Below are 11,449 nucleotides of genomic sequence, written 5' to 3' on the forward strand. Positions count from 1 at the left end.
ACATCGTCGATACGCCGGGCCACGCCGACTTCGGCGGCGAGGTCGAGCGCACGCTGCGGATGGTCGATGGCATCATGCTCCTCGTGGACGCCGCCGAAGGCCCGCTGCCGCAGACGCGGTTCGTGCTGACCAAGGCGCTGGAGCTCCATCTGCCGGCCATAGTGGTCATCAACAAGATCGATCGTCAGGACGCTCGCCCCGAGCAGGTGCTGGACGAGATCTACAACCTGTTCATCGATCTCGACGCCACCGAGGACCAGATCGAATTCCCCGTGCTCTACGCCGTCGCCCGCGACGGGAAGTGCACGACGAACCTCAGCGAGCCGCTGACGGACCTCAGCCCGCTTTTCGAGGCTATTATCGACCGCCTGCCGGCCCCGGAGGGTGATCCCGACCTGCCACTGCAGGTGCTGGTCACGAACGTCGTACCCGATCCGTACCTCGGGCCGCTCGCCATCGGCCGGGTGATGCAAGGCACTATCCGCCAGCGCCAGCGCGTGGTTATCTACCACCGGGACGACTCCACGACCGTCGTTTCCGTAACCGCCCTCTTTGGCTATCAGGGCCTGTCGCGCGTGGAAATACCCAGTGCCGGCCCCGGGGACATCATCGCCATCGGCGGCATCTCCGGCATCGGCCTGGGTGAAAGCATCACGGATGCCGAGAACCCCTCGCCCCTGCCGCCGCTGCACGTCGACGAGCCGACGATGTCGATGGAGTTCCGCATCAACGACTCGCCCTTCTGCGGCCTGGAAGGCCAGTACGTCACCTCGCGCAACCTGCGTGACCGGTTGACAAAGGAGATGGAGACCAACCTGGCCATGCGCCTGGAAACGACGGAAACGTCGGAGTCCTTTCTGGTCTTCGGCCGCGGCGAGCTCCAGATGGCGATCCTCATCGAACAGATGCGCCGCGAAGGCTTCGAGTTCGCCGTGGGAATGCCTCAGGTGATCACTCAGATCATCAATGGGCATAAACACGAGCCGTACGAAAAAGTACTCATCGACGTCCCGGAGGAGCACATGGGCATCGTCGTCCAGAAACTCGGTCCGCGGAAGGGCCAGCTGACGCACATGACCAACCATGGGTCGGGCCGCGTTCGGCTCGAGTTCCTGATCCCCGCCCGCGGCCTCATCGGGTACCGCACGGAGTTTTTGACGGACACAAAAGGCACGGGCCTCCTCACCCACATCTTCGAGGGCTACAAGCCGTGGGCCGGCTCGATCTCCCACCGCTCCACCGGCGCGCTCGTCTCCGACCGCACCGGCAAGGTCACCGGATACGCCATTATCAACATTCAGGAGCGCGGGGTGTTGTTCGTCGGCCCGCAGGATCAGGTCTACAAGGGCATGATCGTCGGTGAAAACAGCCGCGATGTCGACCTCGACGTGAACATCACGAAGGAGAAGAAGCTGACCAACATGCGCGCCGCCTCGGCGGACTCGTTCGAGAAGCTGGTGCCGCCGCGCCTGATGTCGCTGGAGGAGGCCATCGAGTTTACACGCGAGGACGAGTTGATCGAGGTGACGCCGAAGAGCATCCGCCTGCGCAAGCGGTACCTGGATCCAAACGAACGGAAGCGGAAGAGCCAGCCCGAGTAAACGCCAGAGTAAACGCCGGCGCTACGCCGACACCGGCTCGGCCTGCGATCCGGCGGGCACGGTCCGGGCGGCGCGCACCAGGCTCATGTGCCGCAAGGCCAGCGAGGGCACCAGTAGCAACCATCGTCCGCCAGGCCCAACGAGAGTCGGCGCAGTTATCCTCTGGACGCTGTGCTCCGGAGCGCGGTAGCGAACACCTGCAATTCCTCCGTCGTGCCAATACTCACCCGGCACCAATCCAGCAACGGCGGGAAGGGCCGCGCCACCAGCACCCCGAGATCGCTCATGGTTTTCTGGAATTGCTGGATGGGCACGCCGGTATGGAAGAAGACGAAGTTGGCGTGGGAGGTGGTATAACGGTACCCGACCTCGTCCAACACGGCGTTGACGAACGAGCGTCCCTCCGCGATGCGCGCCCGGCTGTACGCCTGGAACGCCGTGTCTTGCAGACTGGCGATAGCGGCGCGCACGCCGAGGACATTGGGGCTGCCCATGCGGTACGCCGCGATGCGCGCGATGATGTCGGGACGGGCGATGGCATACCCGATGCGCATGCCGGCGAGGCCATGGATTTTTGAGAAGGTGCGGGCGACGATCACGTCGCGGCCCTGATGAACGAGATCGATCATCGTGTGCGCCGCCGGATCGTCCAGGAGATCGATGTAGGCCTCATCCACGAACACCACCGCGCGGCTGGACACCGTCTCGCAGAAGTCGCGCACGGCGGCCGGCGGCGCGATGGTCGCTGTCGGGTTGTTGGGGTTGCACACGAACACGAGGCGCGTGGCCGGCGTGACGCGGCGCTCCATCGCTACGAAATCGTGCACCAGGTCGTCGGTGAGCGGGACGCGGTGAACGTAGGCACCGACGCCTTCGGCGTAGGTCAACATCCCCTGGTAGGTCGGATCGGCAGCGACGATTTCGCCGCCGTGTAAACCATAGGTCATCCCGGCCATAGCCAGGATCTCCCCGGAGCCGCAGCCGACCAGGACGTGTTCCGGAGTGACGCCCTCCCGCTCGGCGATGCGTGCGACCAGGGCCTCCGTCGCGCCGGCGTAGGGGTAGCGGCAGGCCTCGTCGAACGCCGCGGTCATCGCCTCGCGGGCGCTCGGTGAGGGGCCGTACGGGTTTTCGTTCGAGTTGAGGCGGACCGGCTCGTCGCCGCGACGGACGCGGCCCACCACGGGTGCCTGGCTCCACGCCGGCAGGTGCGGGGCCACCGCCAGCGCCATCGCCGATGTGCCGGCGCGGCGAAACCACTGCCGGCGCGACAACGAAGCGGTGGCATCAACGGGGAAAAGGGGAGATTCCATAAGACGAGGCGGTGATCGTGAATAAACCGTACGATCCCGAATATATCTCCCTTTTTAAACTAAAACCAGGGACTAACTACAGGCTATTTAGATCAAAGCGCTTTTGAGATTGATTATTTTTTAATCTCACCAGATTTCAATGAGCGCGGGACGTCGTTTCAGATCAGATTGACCTTCCGAGCGGCCTCGCGGAGTATTTCGCGCTCCTGGACGGTGAGATTTTCCGGTACGCGGATATCGATTTGTACGTACATATCGCCCAGGTCTTGCTCCGTCTTGACGCCCTGGCCCTTGAGGCGGAGCTTGGAGCCGGGCTGCGCTCCGGGGGGGATTTTGAGTTTGATCTGCGTACCGTAGGCGTTTACCATATTGCGGGTGATGCCCAGGATGGCCTCGATGGGGTTGATGATACAGGTGATGTGCAGGTCGTCCCCGATGCGTCGAAAGAAGTGGTGCGGTTCCACTTCGAACGTGACGTACAGATCGCCGATCGAGCTGGCGGCGACGCGGCCGCGTTCCTTGAGTCGGATTTTGAAGCCCGACTGGACGCCCCGGGGGATTTTGATCCGCACCGTTTCGCCGTGGGGTAGGGTGACTTCCGTTTTGCCGCCTTTGAGGGCCTGGGTGAACGAGAGGCGCAGGCGCGTGTCGAGATCCAGCGAACTACGTTTATCGCCAGGATCGGCTGTTTCCTGTTCGTTGCCCCCAAAAAGCCGGCTGAAGAAGCCACTCACCCCGCCCGAGCCGCTACTTGCGCCGTTCGTCGCGCTAGCGCCATGGGTAGAGCCACTCGTGGAACCTCGGCTGGGGCCATCGCCACTGCGGGCGCCGTTGGTGTAGGGCGGATCGGGGGGCCGCCGCCGCTCGCGACGCACATAGGCGCCGTCGGCCTGTCGGTAGAAGGTATCGCCGTTCGGCGCCTCGAACGCCTCGGCCGGTTCGCGGCGATGGTGGTCGTACAGGCGGCGTTTGCGGGGATCGGAAAGGATATCGTAGGCTTCCTGAATCGCTTTGAACCGTTCCTCGGCATCGGGCCGCCCCTGGTTGCGGTCCGGATGGTATTCACGTGCGAGCTGCCGGTACATTTTCTTGATCTCTTCGGGCGCGGCTCGCTCGTGTACACCGAGAATTTTATAGTAATCCTTTTTATCCGACATCGTCGGTGCCCAGGTCGCCATATCTTTCGTGGAACGCTTACCTATCAGCTTTGCTTTCGATCCGAACCAAAGCAACATTGTGGATGGACCCATCGATCCGGCGAGGTAGCGCCAGGCCGATCGCGGGTCGCGGTCCATCCTGCAAAAAGAAATCCGAACTTTGGCTCATCTCCGAAAAATCCGGAAGCTGCTCATAGCCAACCGTGGCGAAATCGCCGTACGCATCATCCGTACGTGCCGGCGGCTGGGCATCCAAACCGTCGCGATATACAGCGACGCGGACCGAATCGCCCCGCACGTTCAACTGGCCGACGAAGTATACGCTATCGGGCCCGCGCCTTCGGCATCTTCTTATCTGGTTATCGAAAAAATCCTGACGGCCGCGCGCGAGTCCGGCGCGGACGCCGTACATCCCGGCTATGGTTTCCTCTCGGAGCGCGCCGCCTTTGCCGAGGCCTGCGCCGCCGCCGGCCTGACATTTGTAGGCCCGGCGCCTCAGGCCATCCGGGCGATGGGGGACAAGACAGCCGCGCGGGCGCTCATGCAGGAGGCCGGCGTGCCGATGGCGCCAGGCAGCCCGAACGCCGTCGCCGACCCCGCCGAAGCGAAACGACTCGCCAAACACATCGGTTATCCTGTATTGATCAAAGCGGCGGCGGGTGGCGGCGGAAAAGGCATGCGTCTGGTGACCGCACCGGAATCGTTCCAGGCCGCGCTCGAGACCGCGCAGCGAGAGGCCGGCGCCGCCTTCGGAGACGACCGCGTGTTTATCGAGAAATACATCGTCGAACCCCGGCACATCGAGATCCAGGTGCTGGCGGACCAGCACGGTAACACGGTGCACTTGTTCGAGCGGGAGTGCTCGATCCAGCGCCGGCACCAGAAGGTGATCGAAGAGGCGCCTTCGGCCGTGCTCACCCCGGACGTGCGCGCGAAGATGGGGGAAGCGGCCGTATGCGCCGCCCGTGCGGTGGACTACGTCAGCGCCGGCACGGTCGAGTTTCTGGTGGATCGCGACCTGAACTTCTACTTCATGGAAATGAACACCCGGCTTCAGGTGGAGCATCCGGTCACGGAGTGCATTACCGGGCTCGATCTCGTCGAAGAACAGATCCGCATCGCCGAGGGGGAGCCGCTGGGGTACACGCAGGCCGACCTCGCGATCGACGGGCACGCCATCGAGTGCCGCATTTATGCCGAGGACCCGGCGAACGGGTTTTTGCCCGACCCCGGCCGGTTGCTCGTTCACCGCCCGCCCTCAGGCCCGGGCGTCCGCGTGGACGCCGGCGTGGAAGAGGGCGGCGAGGTGCCCATCCACTACGACCCGATGATCGCCAAACTGGTCGCCTTTGCCCCGACCCGGGCCGCCGCTATCGCCAGAATGGACGCCGCGCTGAGTGAGTACCGCATCGCCGGCGTCGCCACGACGATACCGTTCTGCCGGTTCGTGATGCAGCACGAGGCGTTCCGGTCGGGCCGGTTCTCTACCCATTTCGTGGCGGACCACTTCACGCCGGCGTCGCTTGCCACGGTCGACCCCGTGCCCGACGAGGTCTTCGCACTGGCCGCGGCGCTCATCGCGGATCGGCGGAAACCCCCGGCGGCGGCGGCGCCGATTGATACGGCCCCCGGCGCCTGGCGGCAACGCGGCCGGCATTGAACCGGTGCTCCGATGTCGTCGAAACATTTTTAGACCGCGTGGCTACCATCCCCACCCTTGTCCGTCACACGATTGAACCATGGCGCACATGCCGGAAGCCCTCCTTTCGACCCGTCCCCGCCACGAGCGAACCCTTCTAGGTGCTCCGGGAGAGCCCCGATTCCGCCCGGACTAACGCCCGGCCGTTGCCCCGCTGCGTACGATTCAATCACCGTGAGCGTCCCCGAGCCATCGAAAGCCGCTGCTTACGCGGCACCCTCGCGGGCGATAGGCCCGGAGGATGGATAATCCCGGGCGTCCTCTGATCTGGTACTTGCGTGGAATTTTCAATACTCAACCTGTTGCTCGTCCTCCTCGCGGCGTGGCTGGCCGGCGTCCTCGTCGAACGCCTCGGCTATCCCGCCGTGCTGGGCGAGCTCTTTGCCGGCATTGTACTCGGCCCACCCCTGCTGGGAGTGCTGGAGGGAGGCGAAGCCCTGGCGGTCCTCGCGGAAGTAGGCATTCTGCTGATGATGTTTTACATCGGCATGGAGATCGAACCGGGGGAGCTCAGGAAGGCGTCACGAGGCGGCCTACTGGTGGCCGTGGGCGGTTTTCTGACGCCGTTTATCCTGGTTTACATCGCTATGCGGATGGTGGATACGCCCAACATATCCGCGATCTTTGTGGGGCTGGCCGCCGGCGTGACGTCGCTCGCCGTCAACTCCCGCATCCTGTTGGATCTACGGCTGCTGGACACACGCATCGCCCACGTGATGATGGCCGGCGCCATCATCACGGACACGGTCTGCCTGATCCTGTTCGCCGCCCTGTTGGGCCTGGCAGACACCAGCCAGTTCGACGTGAACAATATCCTCGTGGTGACTGGCAAAGCGCTCCTCTTCTTCGCCGGCGCCTCGGTCCTCGGGCTGAAAGTATTCCCCCTGCTCGCTCATTTCCTGCGACGCTTCGAGCAGATGGGGCGCCAGTCCACGTTCATGCTCTTCTTGCTCATCGCGTTTTCGTTTGCCGAGATGGCCGAACTGGCGGGGCTACATGGCATCCTGGGTGCATTTCTGGCTGGATTGTTCTTGCGAGAGCATGTGCTCGGCCGCTCGCAATCGAAAGACCTCATGGAGTTGGTGCGCGATACGTCGCTGGGCTTCCTTGCGCCCGTATTTTTTGTCACCGCCGGCTTCATGGTATCCCTCGATGTGTTCTCGACCGATCTCATGCTGCTCATCAGCGTGATCGGGGTGGCGACGGTCGGCAAGATCCTAGGAACGGTCCTGTTCTATATACCCACGGGGCACGGCTGGCGCGAGGGTCTCGTCATCGGCGCGAGCATGAACGGCCGAGGGGCGGTCGAGATCATTTTCGCCCAACTGGGCCTCAGTGCAGGCCTGATCGACCAGAATATCTTCTCGATCCTTGTATTCATGGCCATTTTCACAACGGCCACTGTGCCTATGCTCCTCAAGTGGGGGGTCGCGTGGCTGCATGGACGGGGCGAACTGGTGCGCTCGGAAGAGGAGCGATCGGGGATCCTGATCGTCAGCGCCGGCCCGCTGGCACGGCGGCTTGGGCTGACCCTCTCCGCCTCACACGACGTGATGCTCATCGATCGCAACAAAGACCTCTGCGAGCGGGCCCTGGCGGAGGGGTTGCAAACACTCCATGGCAACGCACTCGACGAGCGCGTCCTTAGCGAGGCTGGCGCCGGCCATGTGCGGTATTGCGTGGTGATGACGGCCAACGCCGAAGTCAATGCCCTGGTCGCCCAGATCGTGCGCACCGTCTTTTTTGTACCGGAGGTGTTCTTGATCGACAGTGGCGACCCCGATGGGCGCGACGCCATGGCGAGTCACCTGCATGTGCAGACGTTGTTCGGCGGCCCGCTGGATCTTGCCGCGTGGGACTACCGCGTCGACGACGAGCAGGTGCGGATGTCGCCGGTTGTGTTGGAGCGTACGCTCACGCCCGGAACGTTATTCCGCGAGGCCCAGGCACCGACCTCCTGTATCCCCCTGCTACATGAAAAAAACGGCATCGTGCTGCCGTTCCATGACGGGAGCGTGCTCGAAGCCGGCGACCGCGTGACCCTGCTCCAATTGCAGGACGCACCGCCCCTGGAACGCGACCGCTTCGATCGGCTGGTTGCGAACGCCCCCATCCTGGACCTTGCCCAACCCATGGACCCTGAAGGGTTTTTTACCCTCGTCGCCGGTATGCTGGCGCCGCGCCTGGGGCAGCCGACAGAGCGCCTTACCGAGCAGTTTTTGCAGCGGGAGAAGAACAACCCCTCCGTCCTCCTCCCCGGCCTGGCGATCCCGCATATCCTCGTCGAGGACGCGCCGGCGTTCGAAATCGTCATCGTCCGCGCGCGTCAGGGCATCCGGTTTCCTGGAGAATCGGAGCCGGTGCACACCTTGTTCGTTCTGGCCGGCCCGCCCGAGCAGCGGACCTTTCACCTCCGCGCCCTCTCTGCGATCGCCCAGATCGTCCAACGCGCGGGTTTTGAGAAGGACTGGCAGGTGGCCCGGGACTCCGAGGCGCTCCGCCAGCTGATCCTCCAGGCCGACCGCCAGCGTTTCCTGATCGAACAACCCACGCGTCGCGTGACGTCCGGATTGGAAAAGTGAACTAGGAAGGTCGAATTGGACGAAAGAGGGCTTTGTCATGGCATCTGATGCTCGGGCACGCTGTCGAACACCATCACCCAGTCCTGGTCGTCCGGGCTGACGATGCCGAAGCGGGTGTCCGATCCGCCGACATGCCCGATGCGAATCGAGCGGCCGGTGCATAGGTGGTGGTGTTTCTTAATGCCGGCGACGATTGCGCGCATGTCACGCTGAGCCCCGCGAAGCGTCTTTCTAACACTCGATGACGGGGGATGAGCCACCCTGGGTCGCGCGCCGAGACCGATCAGTCACCCTGCTCATTTGCCCGCGCCACGTTTTTCGCGAGTGACTTAAACCGCACCCCGTCCGCCTGGACGACTGTGATGGTGACCGCGCAGGTTTTGCTCGTGTGGACGTCGCGCACGGTGCCGGATTTGCCGGCGTGGGTGCCGGCGACCACACGGCAGGGGTCGCCGTTTTTGAGGGGGGATTCAGGGGGCTCTCTTGGGGGCCGGCTTTTGAAGGGCTCCGCCGTGTAGCCCAGGCAACGTTGTGAGCACGTCCGTTCGCGGTTGCTTGTCGATTCCCGCTTTAGCCGGAAAGACGATGGAAACAGGTATGGCTCACGGGGGATGGTCCTCTCGATACTGCGGTACAATGCGTCTTAGGCCACCTTACTCGTGGGCACCATCTCGGAATCGATTGTCCTTAATACCTTCTGGATTCTGTCCACTTCCTCTTTTTCGAAGTAGGCCTCTCCACACTGATTGCAAACCCAGGCTGGTAGTGCGCGCCAGTGGATGTGATACCCATGGCGATCGATCGAAAACGGAGCTGTTTTCTTTTCCATGTGACCTTTGCAGTGCATGCATTCCATCATACCACCCTCCGTTTAAAGTCCGATGACCAGCTTGCTTTATCAGGTATATAGGCTGTTATGACGGCAAGGTACTCTTGTTTCGGGGCGCAGACTACATGGATCGCCCTTTCAACCGAACCAAGCATCAAGCAGCTATGCCCCCGGTTATCCTCCGGATAGTCCTCGATGACCTCACCATTCCAGATGATGGCCTCGATCTCATCCGAGCTGATCATGCGATCCGGCCGACTCATTTGGATGATTGCATGGGGCAGGTAGAGGATTTTCTTCGCAGCGGCTTTTCGGACGCTGTTTAGAATGGTATCCAAGTTCTGATGGAGGGCTACTACGTGAATCCGGCGCGTAAAGAAGGATGCCACCCCGAAGGTAGGTAGCCGGTTGTTGATTTACCAGGACCCTCATCGGATAGCTATACAGCCATTCGCGGTGCGTGGTGGCGCAGCCATCTCACCCCCGCCCGTCACTGGCCAACGGAAACGTTTTTCGCAAGCGTCTTAAACCGCACCCCATCCGCCTGGACGACGGTGATGGTGACCGCGCCGGTTTTGCTCATGTGGAGGTCGCGCACGGTGCCGGATTGGCTGGCGTGGGTGCCGGCGGCAGGCGTCGCCGTTTTTGAGGGGGGTTCAGGGGGTGGAGGCATAGATGGTATCGTTGAGACGCTCGGGGGGATGATTCGGGGTTGCCGGCATCACATCGCAGCCACGTGCCAGCGCCGACCGAAAAGGTCCGCGTTGCCAGCCGCAACATACCGTGAATGCGTCGCTCGAGGGTCTATACCACCCGGGGTTAATCTGCCTGCACAGGCCAAAGCCGGACGCTCACTTCGTTGAGCCCTTCGCCGGTATTCCAGAGAAAAAGGAACTCGACATCCCCTGGTTCAAAACCCATCGCAAACCCTACGGCCGGACCGTGGTACCCTTCGTCAGGGCCGAATTTCGGCCACATCGACGGGTCCGTAAGATCGACTCGATAGGAGAGATCCCTCTCGATGGCGACGTAGGAAATGGTCTCTTCCGAGACATTCCGGACGCTAACCACCGACCCACGGGTAGAGATGTCAACAACTTCTTCGTCCTCGAAGGAGGAACAGCCGGCGAACAAGGAAACGAGCAAAAGATAGGTGGTGAGACGAATCATGGCTGTGGCGAAAGGGGACTGGTCTGGGAGGAACAGCAGGCTAACCCTGCAGTTCCTGGATCCTGGATCAAGTACAGAGCCTGCCCCCGGCTTTGACCGGGGGATGACGAAGTCCAGAGCCTGCCCCCGGCTAACGCACGAACTCCTCCTCCAGGAGGTAGTGGTTCAGCATCGCGCCGGCCAGCGTCCCACTCGCCATCGCCGAGACCACCGATTGCATCCCGGGGGCGATATCGCCGGCGACAAACACACCCGGCACGGCGGTCTGGCCGCCGATCCCGGCCTCTACCCGGCCGTGGGTCGTCAGCGGACACCCGAGTTGCTTGGGAAGATCGCTTCGGAGCTCCTGCTCCGGTGACACGATAAGTCCGCCCCGGGGCACGACCACACCTCCCTCCAACACGACGGCCTCGAGTTCACCCCCTTCGCCGGTCAGCCGCTCGATCCGCTCCTCGCGCACGACAATCCCGTTCCGCTCGATGCGCGCCCGGTCCGCGGCCGGTAGCTCGGCCGGGCCATCGGTGAACAGGATGACGTCGCTGGACCACCCCCGGATGAGCCGGCAGAGGTGGAGCGTCCGCGCGGGATCCAGACCCCGGCCGTAGACGGCAAGCGGCCGGCCCCCGACCTCCCACCCGTGGCAATACGGGCAGTGGAAGACGCCGCGTCCCCAGCGCTCCGCCAGCCCCGGCACCTCGGGAAGGATATCCCGAACGCCTGTCGCGAGAACGATTCCTCGCGCATCGACCCGTTCGCCGCTGGCAAACATCACCATAACCATCTCCCGGATGCGCACGGCGCGGACTGCCCACTCTTCGCGGATGACGACGTCGTACGGGGCGAGTTGCTCGCGGCCGATGCGGAGGAGCTCGGCCGGCGGCGTCCCGTCGCGGGTGAAGACGTTGTGGGATGCCTCGGCCGACGCGTTGCGAGTTGGACCGCTCGCGGCGACCAACACCCGGCGGCGCGACCGCCCGAGCGCAAGCGCGGCGCTGAGGCCGGCGGGCCCGCCGCCGATGACGATGGCATCGAACAGGGAAGGATCAGTCATTATGGTATGTCACTCAACCTGGGTACTCACCCACCACGTGGTGCCGC

Annotated in this window: 11 protein-coding genes; 3 read left to right on the top strand and 8 right to left on the bottom strand. The window is 63.3% G+C overall.

Features of this window, described 5'->3' with window-relative positions; all coding sequences use genetic code 11:
• Positions 1 to 1,601 (top strand): translational GTPase TypA (gene typA / locus SH809_06955; GenBank protein ID MDZ4699425.1); only part of this gene is annotated, 1,601 nt, incomplete at its 5' end.
• 155 nt (positions 1,602 to 1,756) lie between these two features.
• Here typA and SH809_06960 read toward each other — a convergent pair.
• Together SH809_06960 and SH809_06965 are read right to left on the bottom strand one after the other, a co-directional pair.
• A complete protein-coding gene (locus SH809_06960; GenBank protein MDZ4699426.1) occupies positions 1,757 to 2,914 on the bottom strand; it encodes a histidinol-phosphate transaminase in 1,158 nt (385 codons plus the stop codon).
• Between the two features lie 158 nt (positions 2,915 to 3,072).
• Positions 3,073 to 4,092 carry a J domain-containing protein gene (locus SH809_06965; GenBank protein MDZ4699427.1) on the bottom strand — a complete coding sequence of 340 codons (1,020 nt, stop codon included), beginning with the start codon at positions 4,090 to 4,092 and terminating at the stop codon, positions 3,073 to 3,075.
• A 139-nt stretch (positions 4,093 to 4,231) separates the two neighbouring features.
• Between SH809_06965 and accC the strand changes: the two genes are divergently transcribed.
• Positions 4,232 to 5,731, top strand: coding sequence for an acetyl-CoA carboxylase biotin carboxylase subunit (gene accC / locus SH809_06970; protein MDZ4699428.1), 1,500 nt, complete (start codon positions 4,232 to 4,234; stop codon positions 5,729 to 5,731).
• Positions 5,732 to 6,048: 317 nt separating this feature from the next.
• Positions 6,049 to 8,352 carry a cation:proton antiporter gene (locus SH809_06975; GenBank protein ID MDZ4699429.1) on the top strand — a complete coding sequence of 768 codons (2,304 nt, stop codon included), beginning with the start codon at positions 6,049 to 6,051 and terminating at the stop codon, positions 8,350 to 8,352.
• A 35-nt stretch (positions 8,353 to 8,387) separates the two neighbouring features.
• On the opposite strand, the gene SH809_06980 is transcribed toward SH809_06975, so the two are convergent.
• The 6 genes from SH809_06980 to SH809_07005 all read right to left on the bottom strand — a co-directional run bounded on the left by SH809_06980 (position 8,388) and on the right by SH809_07005 (position 11,402).
• Positions 8,388 to 8,555, bottom strand: coding sequence for a hypothetical protein (locus SH809_06980; GenBank protein MDZ4699430.1), 168 nt, complete (start codon positions 8,553 to 8,555; stop codon positions 8,388 to 8,390).
• A gap of 80 nt (positions 8,556 to 8,635) precedes the next feature.
• Positions 8,636 to 8,989 carry a KOW motif-containing protein gene (locus SH809_06985; GenBank protein ID MDZ4699431.1) on the bottom strand — a complete coding sequence of 118 codons (354 nt, stop codon included), beginning with the start codon at positions 8,987 to 8,989 and terminating at the stop codon, positions 8,636 to 8,638.
• Positions 8,990 to 9,207: 218 nt separating this feature from the next.
• On the bottom strand, positions 9,208 to 9,519 hold the full coding sequence (locus SH809_06990) for a DUF4258 domain-containing protein (protein MDZ4699432.1): 312 nt from the start codon (positions 9,517 to 9,519) through the stop codon (positions 9,208 to 9,210).
• Between the two features lie 152 nt (positions 9,520 to 9,671).
• Entirely contained in the window at positions 9,672 to 9,854 is a 183-nt protein-coding gene (locus SH809_06995; GenBank protein MDZ4699433.1) for a hypothetical protein, read from the bottom strand.
• 146 nt (positions 9,855 to 10,000) lie between these two features.
• On the bottom strand, positions 10,001 to 10,351 hold the full coding sequence (locus tag SH809_07000; protein ID MDZ4699434.1) for a hypothetical protein: 351 nt from the start codon (positions 10,349 to 10,351) through the stop codon (positions 10,001 to 10,003).
• Positions 10,352 to 10,481: 130 nt separating this feature from the next.
• The gene (locus SH809_07005) at positions 10,482 to 11,402 is read right to left on the bottom strand and encodes an NAD(P)/FAD-dependent oxidoreductase (GenBank protein MDZ4699435.1); all 921 of its coding nucleotides are present in this window, start codon (positions 11,400 to 11,402) and stop codon (positions 10,482 to 10,484) included.
• Between the last annotated feature and the right edge of the window lie 47 nt (positions 11,403 to 11,449).

The organism is Rhodothermales bacterium, from assembly GCA_034439735.1.
GTDB lineage: Bacteria > Bacteroidota > Rhodothermia > Rhodothermales > JAHQVL01 > JAWKNW01.

Coding starts and splice junctions, on each gene's coding strand:
- SH809_06960 (MDZ4699426.1), bottom strand. CDS start 2,914: ATGGAATCTCCCCTTTTCCCCGTTGATGCCACCGCTTCGTTGTCGCGC.
- SH809_06965 (MDZ4699427.1), bottom strand. CDS start 4,092: ATGGCGACCTGGGCACCGACGATGTCGGATAAAAAGGATTACTATAAA.
- SH809_06980 (MDZ4699430.1), bottom strand. CDS start 8,555: ATGCGCGCAATCGTCGCCGGCATTAAGAAACACCACCACCTATGCACC.
- SH809_06995 (MDZ4699433.1), bottom strand. CDS start 9,854: ATGCCTCCACCCCCTGAACCCCCCTCAAAAACGGCGACGCCTGCCGCC.
- SH809_07000 (MDZ4699434.1), bottom strand. CDS start 10,351: ATGATTCGTCTCACCACCTATCTTTTGCTCGTTTCCTTGTTCGCCGGC.
- SH809_07005 (MDZ4699435.1), bottom strand. CDS start 11,402: ATGACTGATCCTTCCCTGTTCGATGCCATCGTCATCGGCGGCGGGCCC.